Origin of the sequence: Lacinutrix jangbogonensis (assembly GCF_000797445.1) — a bacterium.
In the GTDB taxonomy this organism is placed as follows: Bacteria; Bacteroidota; Bacteroidia; order Flavobacteriales; family Flavobacteriaceae; genus Lacinutrix; species Lacinutrix jangbogonensis.
In genome coordinates, this window is the sequence record NZ_JSWF01000035.1 from 156,093 (window position 1) to 180,081 (window position 23,989).

Genomic DNA, 23,989 nt, shown 5'->3' on the forward strand with positions numbered 1-23,989 from the left:
GAGTGATCAAGGCTTTGAACATCCTCGTTTCATAATAATATTATAAATAGTTCTTTAAATCCAGTAAATGCTTGACTTCTTTTATTTCATTTTCTAAAACCACATTATGGTAATTATAGCAAATTGCATCTAAGCCAATGTTTAAAGCACCAAGTATATCCGCTTCGTAATTATCACCAATCATAATACCATTTTCTTTTGTAATATTAGCCAATTTTAAAGCATGATTAAATACTTTAGGGTTTGGTTTTTTCACACCTACCGCCTCAGAGCTAGTAACAGTATCGAAATAATGTGCAATATTAGATTTATCTAATTTTACTTGTTGCACTTCCTCAAAACCGTTGGTTATAATATGTAATTTATATTTGGATTTTAAATAGTCTAAAATTTCAATGGTACCGTCAAAAACATGATTATGTGTCGTTAAATAATCAATGTAGTCTATTGACAATTGATGGATGACATCGTCAAGAACAACAATATTTAAAACATCAAAAGTATCTTTAAGTCTACCATAGCGTAAATTCTCTTTAGACACTTTCTCATCTCTATATAATTTCCAATATTTTAAATTTATTGGCTGATATACCTTAGTGAAGCGTTCTAAATCTATGTCAACATTATTCTTTTCAAAAATAATTTCAAAGGTTAAAGCTGAATTTTTATCGAAATCCCAAAGCGTGTGGTCCAAGTCGAAAAAGATATCTGTTATTTTACTTTTCATGTGTTCGTTTCATTGGTAGACTCTAATATTATATTGAAAAACTCCTTGTAATCTTTCCATGTTTCTGATGTACCAAAGGTATAATTATGAAACACAGAAACAAACTCGCCATTGACATTTTTAACGGATTTAATTATTTGATTTAGGTGCATTTTTTTGTCTAAAGACGATTGGTATTTTAACAAAGCGTAATCGAGTACATGATACGTGTTAATGCGCAAGGGTGTTTGGATTTCGTAATCCAAATCGAAAAAGAAAAACGGCGTACAAGTACCGGCTCTAAAACCAATATGGTTAATATAACCCATTGTAAAGTCTTCTGGGATTTCTAATTCCACAAGGTTTCTGTAAGATTCTGGTAAATTTAGTTTAGAATAAGATTGTCTCGAAGCACATAAATCTTGATTTATTATAGATTCCATTCTCAACTTTTCGGTTTTAAGAATAGATAAATTGTCTAGGGCAAAATAAGAGGCTTTTAGCCCAATTTTAGAGTAATCTCCTACTTCTTTTATAAGTGAAATGAATTTGCTTTTTTGCGCATTTATATTCTTATCATAAGTTGAAAAATCGCCAATTAAAAAAAAGAATATAAACTTATCTTTAACCTGTTTTTGTTTATTAATAATATAATTGAAAGTATCGTAAGGGTCATTTTGAAAACCAAATATTACAGAATAGCGTTTATATATATCTTTAAGTCTAAAGCGAAATAGATCATTAAATGTACCACCAATAGTTCGCATTATACTTTTCAATTTATAACTATATGCATTTGGGACATCTATTACAGGAGTAATTTTAAATTGTCGTTCTGGAAATAAAAATTTCGAAAATTGATCCTCTAAAGCTTCCCTGAATTTAAACGCCCAAATATCGACAACAGGCTGTCTTAAAAACCCATTATTAAATGCTAGGCTTTCTTCAGCTGTAAAACGTCCAAACTCATCTTTTACATGAGGCAAATACTCTTCGTAACGACTTAATAAATAAAAAGAGGCTGCAAAAATATCGAATGGTAATGCACTTTGCTCTCCATTTGGAAAAAAGCATTTTGTATCTTCCCAAACACTTACTTTGGTTTCTACATCGCTTAAGCCTTGTTCGAAAAGCAGATCGTGAGAACGAATAAAAAACTCTTTACCTAAAGGCTGTCTAGTGTATGACATTTTTAAGCTACTGTGAGCTATAAAATCTTCAACTTTAGTGGTAAAACTAACTGGTATACCTAAAATTCGAGTACAAATTTGCTTAAACGTGTAACGTAATCTTGGTGTAATTTTATGTGTATAAACTAATAACATAGGCTATTGTAAATTCCAAAAGTTAAAAATACCAAATTCCAACCGCAATCGTCGAAAAACTATAATTGTTTCAGCATTATTTTTTGGGATATAGTTTTTAATTTTTGGGATTTGATAATCTAAAGAATATTTTCATCAGCAAAGCTAAAATAAGCACTTTCAGTAATAATTAAATGGTCTAGTACTTTGATATCTAAACTTTGTCCTGCTGTTTTTAATTTTAATGTAAGATCCTTATCTGCTTGACTTGGTTTTAAGGTTCCCGAAGGATGATTGTGTGCTAAAATAATACCTATAGCGCCAACTTCTAAAGCTGTTTTAAGTGCTAAGCGGACATCTACTAAAGTGCCTGTTATTCCACCTTTGCTTAATTGGTTTTTCTGAATGATTTTATTCGAATTGTTTAAATACACAATCCAAAATTCCTCATGAGGCAAGTCTCCAATTACAGGTTGCATAAGTTCAAAAACCGATTTACTAGATGTAATTTTTTTTCGTTCTAAAGCCTCTCCTCCTCTTCTTCGTCTTCCTAACTCTAGAGCTGCAACAATAGAAATCGCTTTCGCTTCACCAATACCCTTAAACGCAGTAAGCTTTTTAATAGATAACTTACCTAATTCGCTTAAGTTATTATCCACACTTGCTAAAATGCGTTTGCATAAAGCTACTGCACTTTCTTCACGATTACCAGAACCAATTAATATAGCCACAAGTTCTGTATCACTCAACGCAGCTTTACCTTTGTCTCGTAACTTCTCTCGCGGTTGATCGTCTTGAGACCAGTTTTTTATTGAAAATGAAGAGTCCTTTTTAGCCATTATATAAAGCTACATAATTATTAGCGTATTGTTAAAAAAAATCAGCAAAAAGATTTGAGTAATGCATGTAATTTTTCTGGATTAAAAGGTTTGCCCATAAACCCGTTCATTTTATGTTCTAGCGTTTTTTCCTTTATATCTGTTTGTGCAAATGCCGTTAAAGCAATAATTGGCGTTTTTGATTTTTCTACATCTGAAAAATTTCTAATTATTTTTGTTGTTTCATAGCCATCTAAAATTGGCATTTGAAGGTCCATTAAAATTACATCTACACTAAAATCTGGATTGCTAAAATATTTTAGAACTTCCTCGCCATTCCTTGCAATTGTATATTTTATTTTCCACTTCATAAAAAACCTTTTTAGAATGAGTACATTCATTTTATTATCTTCAGCAATTAAGACACTCATATTTAATGGCTCATAATTTGGTTGCTTTTGCAGCATTAAAGGTTCAAAAGCACTTAATCTATTACTAATTTTAAATTTAATAATAAAGGAGAATGAAGAACCTTCACCTAGCGTGCTTTCTACAATTAATTCACTGTTTTGAATCTCTAATAACTTCCTGCTAATTGAAAGTCCTAAGCCAGTGCCTCCATATTTAATTGAAGTGTCTGAATTCGCTTGCATAAAACTTTCAAAGATTATGCCTTGCTTACTTTTTGAAATGCCTATACCAGTATCGACAACTTTAAATTCTAATGCTATTTTATTTTCTTCGAGTCCTAAATTAGTAACGACTAAACGAATATTACCATGCTTTGTAAACTTTAAAGAATTACTTAAAAGGTTTTTTATTATTTGAGTTAATTTAAGTTTATCACCTTTAATAATATCTGGCAATTCATTCATTTTTTCAACCCTAAATTGGATTCCTTTTTTTTCTGCTACCAAAGAATAGTGCTCTCCAATGGTATCTAAAAAATAATTTAGCCTGAAGTTTTTCTCTACTATGTTAATTTTACCTGAATTAATTTTATCAAAATCCAGCAAATCATTAATTAAGCCTAACAAATGTTCTCCAGAATATTTAAGACCTTTCAAGTTTTCAGACTGATCTGGCATGTGGTCTTCCATTAATAAAATATTCGCCAAACCAGTAACGGCATTTAAAGGTGTTCTAATTTCGTGCGACATTGTAGACAGAAATTGATCTTTAGCTTTACTTGCCTTTTGTAATTTTATTTCAATCTCTTTTAAATTTGTAACCTCAGTTAATGTGCCAATAAATCCAGTGGCATAACCATCAACATCTCTAATTAGCTTATATTTAACTTCAAACCAAAGAATTTTATCTTTAACACTATACTTAAAAATGGATTTTGATTTATCTTGTTTTAGTGAAAATAATTTTTCTAAATCTTTGCCCTCTAAATTATCATTTATAAGAAAGTCGCGATAATTTCTACCTAAAGATTCTTTAATTGAAAATCCTGAGTATTTTTCCCAAGCATTATTTAAAAAAGTAAAGTGACCTTCAAGGTCGGTTTCAAAGATAATTCCACCAACATTATCAACTAGATTTTCTAACTTTGTATTAGATTGATCTATTTCTTTTCTAAGTTTTTTATTTGCAGTAAACAGTTCCTTAGAACTTTGTTCAAGAATATTTTCTTTGTGAATAATGTCTTTATCAAAACTTTTATAAGCTTGATCTACACTATATAAAAATTCTTCAAGAGCAGGATTATCTGCTAGGTTTAAATTAGACTTCTTCAGTTGTCTTTTTAATAATCTATGAAACTCTTTTTTTAACATTCTGTAAGTGTTGTAATAGTCATGGTTTGATTATGTAGTTCACAAGGAGAAAACGCACCAAATGGAGCAATCTCTCCATAGGAGTAAAATCCTGTAATACTTGGTTTTTCCCCAAGCACCTCTCTTACAACCTCAATCTCTTCTTCCACTAATTGCTTTAAAACCAATCTTCTTCCTACACAACTAATAAGTATTGCCAAGTCTGAAGATTCATTTGCATTTTTATTTGCTAAAATCGCAGAATCTTCTGCTCCACTTATTAATCTATCTATATTTGCTTTCATTAATCTCACATAAGAACCTTCGGCTATATTACCTGCAAAAGTTAAGCTTTGTTCGTCTTCACTAATGCCTAAAATAGTTCTTATAACCGGTGGAGTGTTTTCATTATTCCTCATACTTAAAGGAAATAATAGTCCTGAACTCGGTAGATTATTTGCTTCATCTCCTAAAAAGGATTTATAAAGTTCTAACGCAGGATACCCATCCAATTCATACAATACATTTTTTTTAGATTTTGTAACCAAACGCTCAATTCCAAAACTATCCCAGCCACTTTTTGAACTAAAACCAACTTTTAGATAATTACCATAAAGACCTAGTCCAACAATTGTATTGTCTTGCATCTTGTTATTATTGATAACAAAAGTTTTAATGAAATTTGAACCATCTGCTGCTAAACCACCAGTAATACTAATATTAGGTAGTTTAGATTTTAGGCCAGATACCAAATCTGCTCCATTAACATTAAGGCCTTCGCTAAAAATCATTACATGCTTTAAGTTTTCTTCAATAAGTTTACTAGCAATTTCTTTTCCAGCAATTTCACTATAATTCTTATCTCTAATTTCGAATGACACTTTTTTAATTCTTGTTTTTTCTAATTTAATGGCGGTCAATGAAATTGTCTTATCGCTAACTGTAATATTAGAAATTTCCCCAGCAGTTGAGCAACCCACAAGTATAGCATCTGTAAAATTTTTGTTTAAAACCTCTAAAACTTGATTTGTACAATTAAAATCTGGAGAAACGAATAAGAGAAATAAGTTCGGTTCAAAACAAATTGACTTTAACCTTTGTGACCAATTTCTCTCGTCTAAGGATAGTTGCTTTACTTTCATAGATGTAACTATTTGGACATTAAAACATGAAAATAGGCATTTAATCGATGATTTACAATATTTTACAACTTTTAGCCTAAATAAAGAGTCTGCAATTAAAGTAATAACTTTACAAATATTTTGAATTTTGACCACATTGCAAATTTTAAACAAAAAACATCTAAATTACATTATAAAAACAATTTTCAGCTAATGAAATACCCACCGAAACATCATCAAGACAACGATAGAAATCACATTATTGAAGTAATTAAAGCTTATCCATTGGCCACTATAATCTCTGTAAAAGATAATGCGCCTTTAATTACACATCTGCCGTTAATTTTTCGTGAAGATGATGAAAAGCTGATAGGACACATCGATATCTACAATCCTCAAACCGTATTACTAAAAGACAATAACGACTTAACCATCCTCTTTTACGGACCGCAATGCTATATTTCACCAAGTATTTATAGCACTACGCAATTACCAACCTGGAACTATATTCGCGTGCATTTAAAAGGTAAAGTAAAAGCTATAGAAAGTACTGAAGCTTTAAAAGAATCACTTATTAAAATGACTGAATTCCTAGAAGCTCCTGATCACAACTATGTTTTAGATGCTAATAATCCAAGATTAGATGCTAACCTTAACTATATAAAACTATTTGAGATTGATATTGAATCTTGGGAAGGTAAATTTAAATTGTCTCAAGACAAACATCCTAAAGATATTAGAAATGCAAGAGCTGAGTTAGCGCGTACAAATCAGGAGAATATTAAGGCCTTTTTAGATAACGTTTTTAATTAGGCTCAAACAGAATTAACGAATTAAATTTATTTTTAAAATGAAAAACATAATAATAAAATTACTTCCTTTTCTATTTATAGCGTTTAATAGCAGTGCTCAAACCGAGGCCAAAACACAAGAAATTACTTTTAAAACAAGAGACAGTATTACAATTAGTGCTACTTTTGAAATACCAAAAACAGAAAGCAAATCTATTCCTGCTATTATATTAATTCATCAAGGAGGAAGCTCCCGTGAAGAATGGAAATCGCTTAAATTATGGAATAATTTATTAGCTAAAGGTTATGCTGTTCTAGCCTACGATATTCGCATTCACGGAAAATCTAGTAAAGACAAAGGAGATCTCTATGATTTATTTAATAATCCAAATCGGGCACCTTTAGATCTTTTAGCTGCAATTACATTTCTTGAAAACCAAAAAGAAATCGATTCTCATCGTATTGGAATTATTGGAGCTTCGGTTGGTGCAAATTTAGCCTGTGTTGCAGCAGCCTCGAAAGACTATAATATTAAGTCTGTAGTTTCTATTTCAGCAAAAACAGAAGCGGTTCAAAATTTAAGTAGTTCGACAAAAGAATTAAAATTAAAAAACGCCTTTCATATTGCTTCAAAAAAAGAACAAAATGGTAAACGTGCTTTATGGGCTCATGAGCTATTTTCTAAAACTACAGGTTCTAAAAAAGTAGAAATTGCATCAGGAGACAAACATGGCTCTTATATTTTAAGCGAACATGAGTATTTGCAACAGCAAATATTAGATTGGTTTAAGGAGACTATTTAAACTAACTTTAATCGGATACCAAAGAAAAGTAAATCTAAACCAAACTGTTAAATTAATAAATATGAAAAAAATAATTTTTACGACTTCTTTATTGCTATTCATGGCTTTAAACATTAATGCGCAATCGACTGAAAGATTTATTAGAATAATTGGAAACTCTAAAAAAGAATTAAAAGCCCATAAATCAAGAGTATACTTTTCTATTAGTGAACTTAAGGAAAATAAAAATCGAAAAACTGAAAGTAAATCTTATAATGATGTTTATAATGATTTCATCACTACTGTAAAAAAAATAGGGATTAATGACACTGACATTAATCAGTCTTTTAAAAAAAGAGGTAATTATAATAGAGTAGATTCGAAAAACTTCTTTATTGATACAGATCTTAATTCAATTGATGCATTAACTTCAATAAAAATTGATGGATTTAGAGTATCTGAAATTAAATATTTATTTGATTTATCAAATGATAATATAGAAACTGACTTAAGTTTAAAAGCCATTGAAGACGCTAATAGAAAAGCGAAAACGATCTGTAATAAAATAAACATGAAGCTTGGGAAAATTTTAAACATTGAGGTGAAATCTAATGATTTTGATAAAACTATATACGAATCAAAAGAAGCTTCAATAACCAAAGCATATAAAATATCTATTTCTTATAAATTAATTGACTAATGAAATTTTATATTCTTCTTGTATTTGTATTCATTTCATTAAGCTTATCTAATGCTCAAACCATAACTATTAAAGTACTTGGCAAAGCAGCTTATTCGTCAAGTGCTGAAGCCAATGGTGTAATTGTATCGTTTTCGGAAAGTGATTTGAAAAGCAAAAAACTGAGACTATCAGATTCTATTAAAGTTTTAGGAATAAAAAAAGGACTAGTTCCTATAAACATGCCAAATACAAAAAAAAGAAATATAGCATTGAAGTAAAAAATCAAGATCTATTTGATCAGCTATTAGTGCTTGTTAGCAATCTTAAAATTAATATTGAAAAGATTTACTATAAAATTCCTGAACATAAATTTGAAGATGAGGATGTAAATGCCATTTCGGCTTTTAACCATGCGACAACACGAGCGAAAATGATAGCAAATCATCTAAATTACAAAATAAATAAAGTATTAAATATTGATGATGACACAACTGAATCATCTTACATTTATGATAGATATGATAAAGATACAGACAGTGGTAGACGATTTATAAAATTTTTAAAACTATTAGATGGTAGAAATAATCTATTTGAGACAGAATCTAATACTCCTCTTAGAAGTGCTGAATATAATTTATGGGTAACATTTGAATTGAAACGAAAATAAATCATAAAATTTATCAGGAATTTAACTACCCTAGCAACGCCTTAACTACCTCAAATTTGGGACTATAAATATGTGTTGGATGCTAATAATTCAAGATTAGATGCCAACCTCAACTATATAAAAACGTTTGAGATTAAAATTGACTCATGTGAAGCCAAATTTTTGCTTTCTCAAGACAAAAACCAAAGGGAATTAAAACTGTAAGCGTTGATTTAGTCCGTGCTCACCAAGAGCCTATTCAGGTGTTTTTTAGTCAGTTTATGAACTTAAGTATATAAAAAAAATATTAACTTCGTTTAACGTGTTTTATAAAGCACTTGTGCTGAACTTATTTCAGTATTAAACGATTTCAGATCAACAAGACATCGCTAGTAATTTACAAAATGAATAGAATAATCCAAATAGTTATAACGCTTCTACTTTTTGTTTCCTGCAATAAAGATGATGCTAATTCACTTATTCCAGATAATGAACATTTAAAATTTATTTCTGCTGTTGATATTTCAGGTTATCCTGAAATATCCAATTCAAATCCAGTTTTCTATGATTTTAATGGAAATCAAAATACTTTTCTAAGCATACTTAAAGAAAATGGAATAAATACTGTTAGATTGAAGCTTTGGGTAAACCCAATTAATGAACACTCTGGATTTAATGAAGTAAAACAATTTTCTCAAACTAAAAAGCTAATGGCTTTAAAACTTGGTTAACGCTTCATTATTCTGATACTTGGGCAGACCCTGGGCATCAATAAACGCACACGCAATGGCAAGGGATAAGTTTTAATCAATTAAAAGACTGCGTGTACAATTATACTAAAAATGTGATGACCAAGTTACAGCCTGATTATATTCAGATTAGTAATGAAATAAATTCTGGATTTCTTCATCCGTATGGTCATATTTCAAATAATAATCAGCAATTTAAAGAATTACTAACTATGGGAATTACAGCAGTAAGAGCAAGTTCAAATGACACCAAAATAGTTTTACATTTTGCTGGTATCGATCGCTCTGATTGGTTCTTTAATCAAGTAAATGTTTTAGATTATGATATTATTGGCTTATCGTATTATCCAAAATGGCACGGAAAATCTTTAAATAACTTAAAAACAAAAATGCAATATTTAAGTAAAACCTATACTAAGGAAATCTTGATTGCTGAAACAGCTTACCCATTTACACTTGAATGGAATGCTTGGACAAATAATATTGTCGGTTTAGATGAGCATCTCATTTTACCCGAATATCCAGCATCAATTGAAGGTCAGAGACAATTCATCAATCAAATTAAAACACTAACCAAAGAAGTCGATAATGGAATAGGGTTTTGTTATTGGGGAGCCGAATTAATTGCTTGGAAAGGAAACCAAGCCACAGATGCTTCTCCTTGGGAAAATCAAGCAATATTTGATTTTGAAAATAAAACTTTGCCAGTATTGAAAGCATTTATAATTGAATAAAAACTAATGGCAACACAGTATATCATTCAGGACTAGGGAGTGTTTACTAATTTTTAAGGAAATTCTGTCGAATGTCCTTAACACAGTACCTTTTTGTTATATTAGTACTTAGCAGCAAACGTTAAACGACATTTCATAAAAATAATACGTTTAATTCCTTTCGTTTATCGCTCCTTTACTTTCTGCTTTTTTAGACCATAAAACACTCTCTGTTATTATTTCTAGCGCTGTCAACACAAGTTTAATTTCAATCCACCACTTATAAATATTAAACTGAATACTTTTGATTCGTTTGTTTTAGTAAAAATGAATGAAAAGGTTTCACTACTGCACATTATAAGACTCTAAACGTCTTATTCCAGCAGGATTACTTTGTGACACAAATGATGATGAATCTGAAACTAAACCAATACCTTCTGAATAATAAAAATGGTCTAATGCAGGAAAAGTCTGTGTATTATCTGGAGATTTAGCATAACGTTCCATATCTAAACAGTTAAACGTACCTGCACCAACAGTTACTTCTTGAATATTAGTTTTAAGTTTATCATAAATATTTCCCCAACTATTCTCGGCTACCAAACGTTCTTCATAGTTATTATTAGTATAGACTACATCACCCGTTTCGTTAACTAAATCGCCAAACAATTCTCTAAGAAACATAAATTGCTCTCCATTAGCATTAAAATAAGGAATCGCCGTCGTATTGCCAGTAGTCGTAGTTTTAAACTTATAATAAGTCTCACCGCTTATTGTTTCGGTGCCAGTAATAATTACGGCGTCTATAATTGTCGTCTCGTCATATCCCATTGTATTAGGGTTATACTGAAAATTTTTATAAACCCAAGAATTACCAACGGTTAGTGCATAAAAATTAGATTCTGGCGGTTGTGTTGTTTGTGCTTCATTATCATCAGAAGAACAAGAAAAAGTAAATACAATAATGCATAATAACAAAATAATACGTTTCATAAATGTGGTTTTTTGAATGAATTAGTAAAATGTAATTATGCTTCGAATAGTAGTATAGATTTTAGATTAAGTCACAATTAAACCGGAAGTGTTTTTGGTTTATTGTCCAAACCTCAACTAATCAAAAAAATAGTCAAACGATGTAATAAAACACTTCTTTGAACTTTTTTCAGTATAAAAATGATTTTATCACCAAAGAAAAACGAACAACAAACAACAAACAATAGAAATACAATATAGTATTATTATATAAATAATTACTCAACAAATAATATGCTGCCAAATACATCTGAATTTATATAACCATCATCATTATTATTTCCGTGTGTCTTTTTTGAACCTATAAAGTGCTCTCGGATATTATTGCCATCGTTATCGCCATAGGCAATTGAAAAACCAATACTTTTTTGCGCAGAGATTTTGACAGGAGTATTAGTAGTGCTATTTTCGTTAAATTGATTGTCAAAAAGTTTAATGGACATTTCCCAAATATGAGTGTTCCCTTCCTGTGAGCGAGCAACTTCAATATGATCATCGAAAAAAACAGTTTTTTCTAACGTGTTTTTATCAATGGCATGACCTTCCGTAGACACATGATAAGCAAAAGCTTGATGGTTAAACTTGTGATTTCCTCCAGATTTGTCTTCATCAATAAAGACTTCCACATAATCGCCTTTCCAATAGTTATCGATACCATTTACAAGCGTAGGACTTAATGTCTGGTCTATTACTTCTACCAAAATATATAAATACTGATTATCCCAAGCTAATTTAAATCGTCCATGATAATCTGTAGGATCTACTTTATCACCCATCCACAAATAATTCATAGCGTACCAATCGGCACTAGACCAAATAGCATCTTTACTGCAACCATCTATTTCTATAGGTGATTTTGATTTATGAGCTTTAAAAAAGCCGTCTTCTTTAGCTTCCGATACTGCAAATTCTGAATCTATTTGACAAGGAACTGAAGCATTAGTAGGTTTCTGATTTACCGTTTGAACTTTCTTGCAACTTCCACAGGATAAAATAAGGCTAAGTGACAGAAATTTTAAGAATACTATTGCTTTTGGGTTCATGCTATAGAATGTTATTAGAATTTAATAATTTATTTATACGCTTCTAATACTATCAATGCTTCTTTAATCTTATTGCTCCAAGTTTTATTTAAATCGAGAGCTCTTCCGTGATCAGTTTCAAAATCAAATTGTTTTTGATATTTTCTACAAGCTCTCCATAGCACCCCATATTCTTTAGAATAAACTGAAAATCTAGCTTCTTTTTCTTTTTGCAGCTCCCTAAACCGTTTTCTAACTTTCCGTGCAAAAAGCTCTGCTATATCAAAATGTAACTGCTCATGGTTTAAAACAATTGTATCCGAAACTAAAACTGTAGTCCATGACTGTTTCTTATAAAAGCGAGCATCGACAGTCAGTTTTTCATAGTCCTGGATGTTATCCTGTTCATCTACCAAAACATCTGCTGGAACAATTTCAATTTTATAACTTGTATTTGCCTTTCCATAAACATCTGGAGAAACTTCACCTTGAAAATCTAACCATGAAAGTTTTAATGTTGGCTTCCATGAAATCGTTGATTCTTCTTGTGAAATAACAACATTCTGAAAAGCAATAAAAAAAATAAGGATTGAATATTTCATGTAGTTTTGCGTTAATAATTGAAAATACTTAAGCTTATTTAAAACGCTATTCAATCAAAGCCTTCAAAGCCTCAAAATCTAAACCTCCATAATTACCAGAACTCATTAATAGCAAAGCTTTATCATCAAAATTCTGAGAAAACAAAAAGTTTTTAAAATCGTCTGGATTGGTATAGATAATTAAATCGTCACGTTGGAAAGCATTTGCAATTTGCTCATGTGTTACTTCCTCCAATTTTTTAATTTCTACAGCATGAGGAGAATAAAAAACCACGGCAACATCTGCTGCATCTAATGCACCTTTATATTCTTTTAAAAACTCAGCATTTAAACTACTATACGTATGGAGTTCTAAACACGCCACTAACGTTCGGTTTGTGTATTGCTCTTTTACGGCATTTGTAGTCGCTTCTACTTTACTTGGTGAATGCGCAAAATCCTTATAAGCGACACTGTTTTTACTTTCTGCTATTTTTTCTAGCCTTTTGCTTGCGCCTTTAAACGTTGCGATAGCTTCGTAGAAATCATCTTCATCGATTCCCATATGTTGGCAAATCCATTTTGCACCTGCAAGATTGTTTAAATTATGCTTCCCAAAGATTTCTATTGGTAATGGTCCTTCTGGAGTTTCCAATAAAGTTTCTCCATTTTCAACTGTGTATTCTGGTGTTTTGTATGCGAGTTTTCTAATTTGATTTTCGCTGGCTTCCACTACTCTTTTAACCTCAGCATCTTCTTCGTTATAATTAATGCTTCCGCCTTGAACTATAGAATCTAAAAAAATGCTAAACTGCTCTACGTAATTTTCATAAGTCGGAAACACATTAATATGATCCCAAGCAATACCGCTTAATAATGCAATATTAGGTTTGTAAAGATGAAATTTTGGGCGTCTGTCTATTGGTGAACTTAAATACTCGTCGCCTTCTAGAACAATAAAATCGTTGTCATCAGTCAACTTCACCATAACATCAAAACCTTCTAATTGTGCACCAACCATATAATCAACATCACGATCATGATAATGCATAACGTGCAAAATCATAGAAGTTATTGTGGTTTTACCATGGCTTCCACCAATGACAACTCTTGTTTTGTGTTTAGACTGCTCGTATAAAAACTCTGGATAACTGTAGATTTTCAAGCCTAATTCTTGAGCTTTTAATAACTCAGGATTATCATTTTTAGCGTGCATACCTAAAACAATAGCGTCTAAATGAGATGTTATTTTCTCTGTAAACCATCCAAAAGCATCAGGCAATAAACCTTTGGCTGCTAATCGTGATTTTGAAGGCTCGAAAATAGTATCGTCGCTTCCTGTTACTTGGTATCCTTTGTTATGTAATGCTAATGCGAGATTGTGCATAGCACTGCCTCCAATGGCTATAAAATGTACGTTCATGTTCTTGTTTTGAAGTATTCAAAGATAGTAATAGATTGCTAAATTTTAAAGTGAATTTTAGATAAGTTGTCATTGCGAAAGCAGTACGACTGTAGCAATCTCTTGAATTGGATTTCAATGTTTCAACTTAACAGATTACCACGCTTTTTTCTAGTGAAAAAGTTTGTAATAACAAATCGTTTCATATTTAGAGAGCCTACAAACGTTCAATAGCAACCTTCTCTTCCTTAAAAACTTTAATTTCAGGTAAATCTGCCATAGCTTTATCAATCCAAATTACGGCTTCCTTTTTGTTTTTCTTATGTTTATAAATCTGTGCTAATCGATAATAGGCCCAAGCTTTTGGGACACCATCTTTTGCACTATAGTTATCTATATACACTTTTAGGCAAAATTCACCTTTTTCTAACTGCACGTTGTAATCTGCACACACTTTTCCAATTTGGTAATGCATAGCATTGCGCTTATGTTTAACATGTGCTGCTTCTAGATTGGTTATGGCTTCTTCAGATTTTCCTTCTTTTTCGTAGAGCTTGGTCAACTTATCGAAACACGTTATAGAACCACCTTCTGTTATAGCCTTTTTATAGAATTCCTCTGCAAGTTCTGGCTCATCATCATATTCATAAATATAACCTTTAGCTAAATAGCCATCAACTTTAGATAGGTTTTCAAGTTCGTTAGCATACTTAAAACTTTTACTTTTACTTCCACCAATAATACCAGGCAATTGCATGTATAGTTCTACTAAAGCCCAACGTGTATCTATATGGTTTGGATCGAGTTCTGCTGCTTTTAAAAAAGCACTTTTTACATCTCCAATAATCCCTAAAGCACTAAATTTACTAACAATTAAGGCTTTCATTCCTAAAGCGCCACCATATTTGTAATGGAAATTGGCTTCGTTTGGTTTTACTTCTACTAACTGCTTATACTGTTTTATAGCTTTGTCCCACTTCTTTTGTTGACCATAAGCATCACCCAATAGTTCGGTCGCTTTTAAATCGTTTGGATTTTTATTTATATATAAACTCAAGACTTTTTCAGCATCAGAAAAATTTTTGTTATTAATTAATCTTTCAGCATCAGAAATACTTGTTTGCCCTAATAAAAACAGCGGGAGAATAAAGAAAACAAGTAATATTTTTTTCATAATTTATAAGTTAATGCTAAAATAATCTATTTGGTATTGTTTTTGATTTTCAAAAGGAAAATAAAAGGGTTACTTTTAAAAACGCTTAGTTTACTCATTCAAACGGCTACATCACGTATTTAGTATTTTGTAAACTAGACTTCGCATCTATATTGCTTAAAATATTAAAAAAGGAACCGAGCCCTCTCAATTTTAAATTATTAAAAACGTTTTTACAGGCAAACATATTTTACTTGTAAGAAACAATAAATATTAAAAAATGAACAAATTACTTAGCTTATTAATGATTATACTTTTTGCCAATACTTCCCTTTCTCAAAACAATAACTATTCCAAGTTATGGAGTGACGTTGAAAATTTTGAAATTGAAGGTTTGCCTAAATCTGCTCTAGAAGCATTAGAAAAAATTGAAGTTAAGGCAAAAGCAGAAAACAACTCGCCACAACTTATAAAAATAATGTTGTTTAAAAGCAAGTTTATGCTCACGCTTGAAGACCACGCGCAACTTAATATTATTGATGCTTTTAAAGCTGAAATAAAAATAAGTAAAGCACCAACTAAAAACGTATTAGAGAATGTTTTGGCTACTTTATACTGGCAATATTTCCAGCAAAACAGATGGAAATTTTATAATCGTTCAAAAACAAACGATAAAGTAAATACTGAAGATTTTAGAACTTGGGATTTGGAGACGCTCTTTGAAGAAGTTCACTTACACTATAAAAACTCGCTTGACAATGGTTTGCTACTTCAGCAAACAAAATTAGTAGATTTTGATGTCCTTTTAACATTACAGAATGAATCTAAAAGATACAGACCAACACTGTTCGATTTTCTTGCTCACAATGCGCTTATTTTTCACAACCATAAGGAAAGCAGAATTACAAAACCAGCTTATAAATTTATAATCGATGATGCCAATTATCTAGCAGCTTCTAATAAATTTTCTAATTTAATAATTGTATCTAAAGACACGTCTTCATTAGAGTTAAACGCTTTAAAACTATACAAAGAACTTATAAAATTTCATTTAAAAGACCAAGAACCTTATGCTTTAGCTACAGTAAATATAGAACGTTTACTTAATGTAAAACAGTTAGCTACTTTTAATAATAAAGAAACTATTTTTATTGAAGCGCTTAAGTCTGAAATGGAAAAACACAAGGCACACGAAGTCTCAGCTTTATACCGTTTTCAATTGGCATCTGTTTATAATAGACAAGGCACAGCCTATAACGCTGAAACCAATACAGATGCACGATGGAAAATTAAAGACGCTATTGCCATTTGTGATTTGGCTATTTCTCAATTCCCAAAAAGCAAAGGTGCAGAACAATGTCGTGTCTTGAAACAGCACATGGAGAATGCTAGTTTGCAAATTATAACAGAAACTACGCTTCCTATTCAAACGGAAGCTCGACTTTTAGTCACTTTTAAAGAGCTCGATGCCATTAATCTTACCGCTTATAAACTAACAGAAAATCAGTATAAAAAATTTATAAAAATATACAGACGTCACGCGAAAGATGCATTTATTTCTAAACTAGATCCTTTTAAAAATTGGGACGCTTCACTTAAAAACGAAAAAGATTTTCAGACTCATACTTCTGAAATCTTGATGCCTAAATTTGATAATGGCCGTTATATAATCACAGCTAACACTTCAGCATTAAAAGAAAACTTTAAGGCGCACACGCTAGTACAGATTACTAATATTGCGCTATTGGAATATGACGATTCAGCAAAAAAATACTTGCAATTTATAGATAGAAATAATGGCGAACCTATTGCAAATGCAAAAGTCGAATTAGAATACACTTATGGAAATGAAAAAGTTGAAACAGCATACACTACATCGGACTCTAATGGTAAATTAACTATTAATAAATCGCGTAAAAGACGTAACAATGCAAATGTAAAAATTTCGACTTCTAGCGATATTGCCTATTACCCAAAACTATATATAAATAGTTATTACAGAGACCGTAATAAAAATGACGACAAACCGCAATACACTATGTTTGTTTTTACAGACAGAAGTATTTACAGACCTGGACAAGTTGTTTATTTTAAGGGTATTTCTATGAAAACGGAAGATAATAAATCTGAAGTTTTACCAGACCAAAAAATAAAAGCCATATTAGTTAATGTTAATGGTGAAACGGTAAAAGAACTCGAATTAAAAACAAACGACTATGGTTCTGTAGCAGGAGAATTTATTTTACCAGATGGAGGATTGACTGGTAGGTTTACCGTTCGCTTACGAGGCAAACATTCTCATAATGGTAATGCAACTATTTCTGTTGAAGAATATAAACGACCTAAGTTCGAAACCAATTTCAAACCCATTACCGAAACCATAAAAATTAACGACAGCGTAAAAGTTACAGGTGAAGCTTTAGCTTTTGCAGGGTCAACCATTAGCGATGCTAAAGTGGTTTACAGAGTAAAACGAAATGTACAATATCCACGTTGGTATTATTGGAGACGTCCTGCAACGCAAGATCAAGGTCAAGAAATTATGCACGGTGAAACCACTACAGATGCCTCTGGAAATTACGATATTACCTTTAAAGCTATTCCAGACGAAAGTGTAGACAAAAAAAGTTTACCCATTTTTAAATATGAAATTACAGCAGATGTTACAGATATTAATGGCGAAACACGAAGTGCAACAACCATTGTAAACGTTGGTTACCATGCTTTAACTGCAACTATTGGTATGGAGAACAGTTTGGATAAAACAAATAAAGACCACCAAATAACAATAGATACAAAAAACTTAAATGGTGAGTTTGTTCCTGCAAAAGGCACACTTAAAATCTACAAATTAAAAGCGCCAAATAATGTATTACGACCTAGAACTTGGCGAGCACCAGATTACCATAATTTTACAAAAACAGAATTTAAACACCGTTTCCCACACGAAGCTTTTACAAACGAACACAAACCAGAAAACTGGAAAAAAGGCGAACTGGTTTTCGATAAAACATTTGATACCGAAAAGTCTAAAACTTTAGATCTCGGTACTATTAAAAGGTGGCAATCTGGCGAATATATTGTAATGCTTGAAACCAAAGATAAATTTGGTCAAGATGTAAAAGATGAAGCTAAAACCAGATTGTTTAGTGATAAAGATGAGTATTTAGCAGACAACCAGTTATTCCGTATTACAACAGATAAAGAACAATACACAACTAACGACACCGTAGAATTAACGTTAGCAACTGCTGCAGAAAATATTTGGGTAACTGTAGCTATTGAAAAAGAACACAAAATCATTAATACGTACATTATTAAACTAAATCGTAATAATAAAACCATACGTATTCCTTTAAGCCCAAAAGACCTTGGTGGTTTTGTTGTGCATTATAGCTTTGCAGCTTTTAATAGCTTTCATACCAATACGGTTAAAATAAATGTGCCTTATCCTAAAACGGACTTAGAAATTGAAACACTAACTTTTAGAGATAAATTGCAACCAGGAACAGACGAAACTTGGACATTTAAAATAAAAGGTCCAAAAGGTGATAAAGTTGCTGCCGAATTGTTAGCTAGCATGTACGATGCGTCTCTAGATGAATTTAAACCACATAATTGGACTTTTAAACCTATTAATCGCGCGATGTATTATTCTAGTCTTAGACGTAATGCACATAAAAGTTTTGGGAATACTAGTTTTAATGTGAATAGAAATACGTCTTTTAAAAGCTATGCACCAAAGCAACAATACGACCAATTAAATTGGTTTGGTTTTGATTTGAATAACCACTGGGTTTACCAACAGTATATAAGAAAGCTTAAACAAAAAAGAGCTATCTCTATCTATGATAAAGACTTAAAAGCAGGCACTGTTACAGGAATCGTTTACGACAAAGATAACTTACCTCTTCCTGGAGTTAATATTATTATTGAAGGCACAACTATAGGTACCACAACAGATTTTGATGGTGCATTTACTATTAAAGTTAAAAAAGGAGATAAATTAGTATTAACCTATGTAGGTAATAAGAAAGTTATTACGATAGGAAAAGAGAATACTTTTAAAATTTACATGGAAGAAAACACTTCAGATGAAGTCGTTATAACAGCTTTAGGAATTAAGAGGAAATCTAACAAAAAAACGACAGTTTATCAAGAAGTAAGAACTGAAGAATTAATGATGGCTGACAATCCAAGTGTTGTAAATGGTCTATCTGGAAAAGTCTCTGGACTAAATATTAATGAACCTGAAGGAGGAACAAGAATTGTACTTAGAGGTAATCGTTCAATATCAGGAAATAATGAGTCTTTAATTGTTATTGATGGTAAAGTTTCAACAACTGGGATTCTTAACTCAATAAATCCAAATGATATTATTTCAGTTAACGTTCTAAAAGGAGCTGAAGGTTCAGCATTATATGGATCAAAAGGTGCAAATGGTGTAATCGTTGTTACAACAAATGGAGTAAATATTCCAGATGCTTTAGAAGATTACTCAAAAGTTAAAATTCGTAAAAACCTTCAAGAAACTGCTTTTTTCTTTCCACAATTACAAACAAATGAGAAACGTGAAGTTAGTTTCAGTTTTACAACTCCAGAAGCATTAACCAAATGGAAATTGCAATTATTAGCACATACTAAAACATTAGAAAATGCAACCACATCTTTAACGACAGTAACCCAAAAAGAATTGATGGTGTTACCAAACGTACCACGTTTTTTACGTCAAGGTGATACTATTAAAATATCAACTAAAATTTCTAATCTTACAGACAAAGAATTAAAAGGTGTTGCAGTGCTCCAGTTGTTTGATGCTTTGACTGGAGAATCTATTGACGGCAAACTATCGAATGCTTATAACGATTTAGGATTTACAGTCGATGCAAAAGGCAATACAAGTGTCACTTGGAATCTAAATGTAACAGATGATGTACAAGCGATTCAGTATAAAATAATAGCGAAATCTGGGAACTATAGCGACGGTGAACAAAACGTATTACCTGTGTTAACCAACAGAATGTTGGTGACAGAAAGTTTACCACTATGGATTAGAAGCAATCAAACAAAAACATTCACTTTAGATAAGTTGAAGACAAATACATCAACCACGCTTAAAAACCATAAGCTTACCTTAGAAATGACGAGTAATCCAGCTTGGTATGCAGTGCAAGCATTACCCTATTTAATGGAGTACCCTTACGAGTGCAACGAGCAAACCTTCTCACGTTTTTATGCCAATGCTTTAGCTAGCCATATTGCAAACTCAAATCCTAGAATTCAAGACGTTTTTAACCAATGGAAAAACACTGATGCTTTATTAAGCAACTTAGAAAAAAATCAAGAATTAAAATCTATTTTAATTCAAGAAACACCTTGGTTACGTGATGCGCAAAGTGAAACCGAACAGAAAAAACGTATTGCTTTGTTATTCGATTTAAATAAAATGAATAACGAATTATCGCGTGCGAAAAGAAAACTAAAACAAAACCAAATGTCAAGTGGAGCATGGTCATGGTTTCGAGATTATCGTCCAAACCGTTACATCACACAACATATTATTACTGGTTTCGGGCATCTTGATAAATTGAATGTCATTCAGAGCAAAAACGAAGAATCTATGATAAATAAAGCTTTAAGATATCTTGATGCTGAATTTATAAAAGAATACAAAGACATTAGAAAATACGATAAAGATGCCGACTTAAATAGCGACAGATTAAGTTACACGCAATTACACTATTTGTATATGAGAAGTTTCTTCCCAGAAAATAAGCCGAGTAAAGAGGTTAGCGAGATTATGGACTATTACCATTCTCAAATTAAAACCTATTGGTTAAAAAGGCCATTATATGCAAAAGGCATGATGGCTTTGGTTGCTCATAGAAATAAAGATGGAGTGACATCGGCTAAAATTTTAAATTCATTAAAAGAAACAAGTATTACAAGCGAAGAATTAGGGATGTATTGGAAAGAAAATACAAATTCTTGGTATTGGTATCAAGCACCAATAGAAACACAAGCGTTAATGATTGAAGCGTTTTCTGAAGCTGGAACTACTATACAAAGCGAAGCTGAAAACAAAAGTACAATAGACGAACTTAAAATTTGGTTGCTTAAAAACAAGCAAACCAACCGTTGGAAAACGACTAAAGCAACTACCGAAGCTGTTTATGCTTTATTGCTTCAAGGGAGCGATTGGTTGAGTGTTACAGATATGGTAGAAGTAATAGTTGGAGACCAACCTATTTCACCTTCAACATTGGAAGCTGTAAAAGTAGAGGCAGGAACAGGCTATTATAAAACCAGTTGGCCTGGTACTGAAATCACTCCTAAAATGGCGGATGTAAAAATCACCAAAAAAGGAAATGGTATTGCTTGGGGAAATTTATACTGGCAATATTTCGAGGATTTAGATAAAATTACTTCTGCTGAAACACCTTTAAAGTTGAAGAAAAAACTCTTCAAAAAAACAAACACAGATAAAGGTGAAGTGATTACAGATATTACCAAAGACACGAAGCTTGAAGTTGGAGATTTAGTTCGTGTTCGCATAGAGTTACGAAGTGATCGTGCCATGGAATTTGTGCACATGAAAGATATGCGAGCAGCCGGCTTAGAACCCGTAAATGTTTTATCTAGTTATAAATACCAGGATGGTTTAGGATATTATGAAGCCACAAAAGATGCCTCTACTAACTTCTTCTTCGATTATTTACCAAAAGGTATTTATGTTTTTGAATATGATTTACGCGTGAGCAATGCTGGAAACATGAGTAATGGTATTACTACTATACAAAGTATGTATGCACCAGAGTTTAGTAGCCATAGTGAAGGTATTAGGATTACAGTAGAATAAACCGAGTTCTTAATAAAAACAGTCTCAATGATTAAACTAAGAACACGCTTTTAATATAAATAATCAATGAATTAAAAAAAATTAGAAAAGGATTTATTTACTTTTTGGAGGATAACCTTCCATCATTTTTTCTACAATAGCCTGAAACCTAACTTCGCGCTTCTCAGGTTTTTCGTTGTGTTTAAATGCAGATTCACTAATGGCTTGCCAAAATAATCCTGTTTTAGAATCGTCTACAAACTCCACAGTAATTCGCCTGTTAACATTTGGCTGACCAATAGGAATACCAACCGAAACACCACCACCAAATCCATTATTTCCACCACCAACTCCCACTCCAAGTCTGCTTCTTGAATTCTCATCAAATGCTTCGCTTTTAATGTCTATTAAAAAACTAGCGTGTTCAGTTTTTTGTAAGCCCATTATATTTAGCTTGGTTTCTAATGCTGAGATCAGCCGTTCTTCATCTAATTCGTTTAAACCTGAATCAATATTACTGAAGAAATTATAGGTTTTATAGTCCGAAAAATTAGTAGTTTTCTCGTAATCGTATTTTACATAAATTGGTGCACAAGACGAAACGCAAAGTATTAGAATAAATAGTTTTATAATTTTCATAATAGGATTTATAAAAATAACGAAAATAAAACCATTTAGTATCTCTAAGAAACCGTTCGTCATAATTTTAACTTTTAAATATGATTAACACTTTATATTTGAGGAGTAATCAAAAAACAAATAGTTATGACCCGAGTAATCACTTTTATCATTATCACATTACTTTCATTTTTAAGTTCTTTATCTGCACAAAATACAAACAGACCACAAGAACCTATAGCACCTTTTAATTATATTTCAGAAAATGTGTTTTTTAAAAATACAGAAGCCGATAATATTAAGTTAGCAGGCACACTTACTTTACCAAAAAATAAAAAGAATCCTGCTGTAGCTATTTTAATATCTGGCTCTGGAGCTCAAGATAGAAATAGCGAAATAAAACAATTTAATCATAAACCATTTTTAGTACTTTCAGATTATTTAACAAATAATGGTATTGCCGTTCTTCGTTTTGATGAGAGAGGAGTCGCCGAAAGCGAAGGTGATTTTAAAACAGCGACCTCTTTCGACTTTGCTTCAGATATTGATGCAGCCATAGCCTATTTAAAAACTCGAAAAGACATAAACACTTCTAAAATTGGTTTAATTGGACATAGTGAAGGTGGTCTCGTTGCTCCTATTGTCGCTTCTAAAAATACAGAGATTGCTTTTATAGTCATGTTAGCTGGTCCTGGAGTTAACGGTCGAGAAGTTTTAGAGTCTCAAAGTTGGGAAATGGGGAAAAACGCTGGTGCAACAGAAGAGACCCTTCAATTTAATAAAGCATTAACTTCCGCAGCCTATAATGTTTTAAAAACTGAAACTGAAAGCAGTAAAATAAAGTCTGGAGTTCGCTTAGCTATTAATACCTTGAAAAAGAAGTTAGAAAATAAAAATAGCCCTTATGCTATATATATCACTGATGCTATGATAACTCAATTATCGGCTCAAATAGCTTCACCATGGTTAAGTACTTTTATTATAACTGAGCCTAAAGATTATTTAAAAAAAACAACCTGTCCCGTTTTAGCATTAAATGGAAGTAAAGATCTCCAAGTGTTGCCTAAATTGAATTTAGAAAATATTGAAAAAGCGCTAAAAGCTGCAAAGAATAAAGATGTAACTATAACCGAATTAGAAAGCTTAAACCATTTGTTTCAGACAGCAAAAACAGGACGTATGCAAGAATATAGTCAAATTGAAGAAACCTTTTCACCTTATGCTTTAAAGATAATTTCAGATTGGATTAACGAACGCTTTTAATATTAAAA

At 31.5% G+C, this 23,989-nt stretch carries 19 protein-coding genes and 1 pseudogene; 9 read left to right on the plus strand and 11 right to left on the minus strand.

What is annotated here, in order from left to right:
- Positions 1 to 40: 40 nt before the first annotated feature.
- The 5 genes from RH82_RS15020 to RH82_RS15040 form a co-directional block, all read right to left on the minus strand.
- A complete protein-coding gene (locus RH82_RS15020) occupies positions 41 to 727 on the minus strand; it encodes a YjjG family noncanonical pyrimidine nucleotidase (RefSeq protein ID WP_034061943.1) in 687 nt (228 codons plus the stop codon).
- The gene (locus RH82_RS15025; RefSeq protein WP_034061944.1) at positions 724 to 2,031 is read right to left on the minus strand and encodes a polysaccharide deacetylase family protein; all 1,308 of its coding nucleotides are present in this window, start codon (positions 2,029 to 2,031) and stop codon (positions 724 to 726) included. The genes RH82_RS15020 and RH82_RS15025 overlap by 4 nt, the downstream gene beginning before the upstream one ends.
- 119 nt (positions 2,032 to 2,150) lie before the next feature.
- Positions 2,151 to 2,849, minus strand: coding sequence for a RadC family protein (gene radC, locus RH82_RS15030; RefSeq protein WP_034061946.1), 699 nt, complete (start codon positions 2,847 to 2,849; stop codon positions 2,151 to 2,153).
- A 41-nt stretch (positions 2,850 to 2,890) separates the two neighbouring features.
- Positions 2,891 to 4,609: a PAS domain-containing hybrid sensor histidine kinase/response regulator gene (locus tag RH82_RS15035; protein ID WP_052158375.1), complete on the minus strand. Its 1,719-nt coding sequence runs from the start codon at positions 4,607 to 4,609 to the stop codon at positions 2,891 to 2,893.
- Positions 4,603 to 5,730: an FIST signal transduction protein gene (locus tag RH82_RS15040; RefSeq protein WP_034061947.1), complete on the minus strand. Its 1,128-nt coding sequence runs from the start codon at positions 5,728 to 5,730 to the stop codon at positions 4,603 to 4,605. The genes RH82_RS15035 and RH82_RS15040 overlap by 7 nt, the downstream gene beginning before the upstream one ends.
- A gap of 192 nt (positions 5,731 to 5,922) precedes the next feature.
- On the opposite strand from RH82_RS15040, the gene RH82_RS15045 reads away from it, so the two are divergent.
- The 7 genes and pseudogenes from RH82_RS15045 to RH82_RS18955 form a co-directional block, all read left to right on the plus strand.
- Positions 5,923 to 6,522 carry an FMN-binding negative transcriptional regulator gene (locus RH82_RS15045; protein WP_034062079.1) on the plus strand — a complete coding sequence of 200 codons (600 nt, stop codon included), beginning with the start codon at positions 5,923 to 5,925 and terminating at the stop codon, positions 6,520 to 6,522.
- A gap of 37 nt (positions 6,523 to 6,559) precedes the next feature.
- Positions 6,560 to 7,303 (plus strand): alpha/beta hydrolase, encoded by a 744-nt coding sequence (locus tag RH82_RS15050; protein ID WP_034061948.1) that lies wholly within the window; start codon positions 6,560 to 6,562, stop codon positions 7,301 to 7,303.
- Positions 7,304 to 7,364: 61 nt separating this feature from the next.
- Positions 7,365 to 7,982, plus strand: coding sequence for an SIMPL domain-containing protein (locus tag RH82_RS15055; RefSeq protein WP_081979275.1), 618 nt, complete (start codon positions 7,365 to 7,367; stop codon positions 7,980 to 7,982).
- Complete coding sequence (locus RH82_RS15060) at positions 7,982 to 8,242, plus strand: hypothetical protein (RefSeq protein ID WP_034061952.1); 261 nt, start codon at positions 7,982 to 7,984, stop codon at positions 8,240 to 8,242. The genes RH82_RS15055 and RH82_RS15060 overlap by 1 nt, the downstream gene beginning before the upstream one ends.
- 29 nt (positions 8,243 to 8,271) lie before the next feature.
- On the plus strand, positions 8,272 to 8,631 hold the full coding sequence (locus RH82_RS15065; protein ID WP_034061955.1) for a hypothetical protein: 360 nt from the start codon (positions 8,272 to 8,274) through the stop codon (positions 8,629 to 8,631).
- Positions 8,632 to 9,014: 383 nt separating this feature from the next.
- Complete coding sequence (locus RH82_RS19025; protein ID WP_034061958.1) at positions 9,015 to 9,341, plus strand: glycosyl hydrolase 53 family protein; 327 nt, start codon at positions 9,015 to 9,017, stop codon at positions 9,339 to 9,341.
- Positions 9,342 to 9,373: 32 nt separating this feature from the next.
- Positions 9,374 to 10,093: pseudogene (locus tag RH82_RS18955) on the plus strand (glycosyl hydrolase 53 family protein); the annotation flags it as partial.
- 324 nt (positions 10,094 to 10,417) lie between these two features.
- On the opposite strand, the gene RH82_RS15080 reads toward RH82_RS18955, so the two are convergent.
- The 5 genes from RH82_RS15080 to RH82_RS15100 form a co-directional block, all read right to left on the minus strand.
- The gene (locus RH82_RS15080; RefSeq protein WP_034061961.1) at positions 10,418 to 11,065 is read right to left on the minus strand and encodes a hypothetical protein; all 648 of its coding nucleotides are present in this window, start codon (positions 11,063 to 11,065) and stop codon (positions 10,418 to 10,420) included.
- Between the two features lie 257 nt (positions 11,066 to 11,322).
- A complete protein-coding gene (locus RH82_RS15085; protein WP_052158376.1) occupies positions 11,323 to 12,147 on the minus strand; it encodes a sugar-binding protein in 825 nt (274 codons plus the stop codon).
- A 29-nt stretch (positions 12,148 to 12,176) separates the two neighbouring features.
- The gene (locus RH82_RS15090) at positions 12,177 to 12,728 is read right to left on the minus strand and encodes a DUF922 domain-containing protein (RefSeq protein ID WP_034061964.1); all 552 of its coding nucleotides are present in this window, start codon (positions 12,726 to 12,728) and stop codon (positions 12,177 to 12,179) included.
- Between the two features lie 46 nt (positions 12,729 to 12,774).
- Complete coding sequence (locus RH82_RS15095; protein WP_034061965.1) at positions 12,775 to 14,130, minus strand: UDP-N-acetylmuramate--L-alanine ligase; 1,356 nt, start codon at positions 14,128 to 14,130, stop codon at positions 12,775 to 12,777.
- 196 nt (positions 14,131 to 14,326) lie between these two features.
- Positions 14,327 to 15,283, minus strand: a complete 957-nt coding sequence (locus RH82_RS15100; RefSeq protein ID WP_034061967.1) for a tetratricopeptide repeat protein — start codon at positions 15,281 to 15,283, stop codon at positions 14,327 to 14,329.
- Positions 15,284 to 15,542: 259 nt separating this feature from the next.
- Here RH82_RS15100 and RH82_RS15105 point away from each other — a divergent pair, with 259 nt between their 5' ends.
- Positions 15,543 to 22,121, plus strand: coding sequence for an alpha-2-macroglobulin family protein (locus tag RH82_RS15105; protein ID WP_034061970.1), 6,579 nt, complete (start codon positions 15,543 to 15,545; stop codon positions 22,119 to 22,121).
- A 93-nt stretch (positions 22,122 to 22,214) separates the two neighbouring features.
- Here the strand turns inward: RH82_RS15105 and RH82_RS15110 are convergent, their stop codons facing one another.
- A complete protein-coding gene (locus tag RH82_RS15110; protein ID WP_034062081.1) occupies positions 22,215 to 22,739 on the minus strand; it encodes a DUF4136 domain-containing protein in 525 nt (174 codons plus the stop codon).
- A gap of 126 nt (positions 22,740 to 22,865) precedes the next feature.
- Here RH82_RS15110 and RH82_RS15115 point away from each other — a divergent pair, with 126 nt between their 5' ends.
- A complete protein-coding gene (locus RH82_RS15115) occupies positions 22,866 to 23,981 on the plus strand; it encodes an alpha/beta hydrolase family protein (RefSeq protein WP_034061973.1) in 1,116 nt (371 codons plus the stop codon).
- Positions 23,982 to 23,989: the final 8 nt, after the last annotated feature.

What these genes read in the sequence shown, in the direction of transcription:
- RH82_RS15110 (WP_034062081.1), bottom strand. Translation starts at nt 22,739, where the DNA reads ATGAAAATTATAAAACTATTTATTCTAATACTTTGCGTTTCGTCTTGT.
- RH82_RS15090 (WP_034061964.1), bottom strand. Translation starts at nt 12,728, where the DNA reads ATGAAATATTCAATCCTTATTTTTTTTATTGCTTTTCAGAATGTTGTT.
- RH82_RS15035 (WP_052158375.1), bottom strand. Translation starts at nt 4,609, where the DNA reads ATGTTAAAAAAAGAGTTTCATAGATTATTAAAAAGACAACTGAAGAAG.
- radC (WP_034061946.1), bottom strand. Translation starts at nt 2,849, where the DNA reads ATGGCTAAAAAGGACTCTTCATTTTCAATAAAAAACTGGTCTCAAGAC.
- RH82_RS15025 (WP_034061944.1), bottom strand. Translation starts at nt 2,031, where the DNA reads ATGTTATTAGTTTATACACATAAAATTACACCAAGATTACGTTACACG.
- RH82_RS15095 (WP_034061965.1), bottom strand. Translation starts at nt 14,130, where the DNA reads ATGAACGTACATTTTATAGCCATTGGAGGCAGTGCTATGCACAATCTC.
- RH82_RS15085 (WP_052158376.1), bottom strand. Translation starts at nt 12,147, where the DNA reads ATGAACCCAAAAGCAATAGTATTCTTAAAATTTCTGTCACTTAGCCTT.
- RH82_RS15055 (WP_081979275.1), top strand. Translation starts at nt 7,365, where the DNA reads ATGAAAAAAATAATTTTTACGACTTCTTTATTGCTATTCATGGCTTTA.
- RH82_RS19025 (WP_034061958.1), top strand. Translation starts at nt 9,015, where the DNA reads ATGAATAGAATAATCCAAATAGTTATAACGCTTCTACTTTTTGTTTCC.
- RH82_RS15050 (WP_034061948.1), top strand. Translation starts at nt 6,560, where the DNA reads ATGAAAAACATAATAATAAAATTACTTCCTTTTCTATTTATAGCGTTT.
- RH82_RS15105 (WP_034061970.1), top strand. Translation starts at nt 15,543, where the DNA reads ATGAACAAATTACTTAGCTTATTAATGATTATACTTTTTGCCAATACT.
- RH82_RS15060 (WP_034061952.1), top strand. Translation starts at nt 7,982, where the DNA reads ATGAAATTTTATATTCTTCTTGTATTTGTATTCATTTCATTAAGCTTA.
- RH82_RS15040 (WP_034061947.1), bottom strand. Translation starts at nt 5,730, where the DNA reads ATGAAAGTAAAGCAACTATCCTTAGACGAGAGAAATTGGTCACAAAGG.
- RH82_RS15100 (WP_034061967.1), bottom strand. Translation starts at nt 15,283, where the DNA reads ATGAAAAAAATATTACTTGTTTTCTTTATTCTCCCGCTGTTTTTATTA.
- RH82_RS15080 (WP_034061961.1), bottom strand. Translation starts at nt 11,065, where the DNA reads ATGAAACGTATTATTTTGTTATTATGCATTATTGTATTTACTTTTTCT.
- RH82_RS15045 (WP_034062079.1), top strand. Translation starts at nt 5,923, where the DNA reads ATGAAATACCCACCGAAACATCATCAAGACAACGATAGAAATCACATT.
- RH82_RS15020 (WP_034061943.1), bottom strand. Translation starts at nt 727, where the DNA reads ATGAAAAGTAAAATAACAGATATCTTTTTCGACTTGGACCACACGCTT.
- RH82_RS15115 (WP_034061973.1), top strand. Translation starts at nt 22,866, where the DNA reads ATGACCCGAGTAATCACTTTTATCATTATCACATTACTTTCATTTTTA.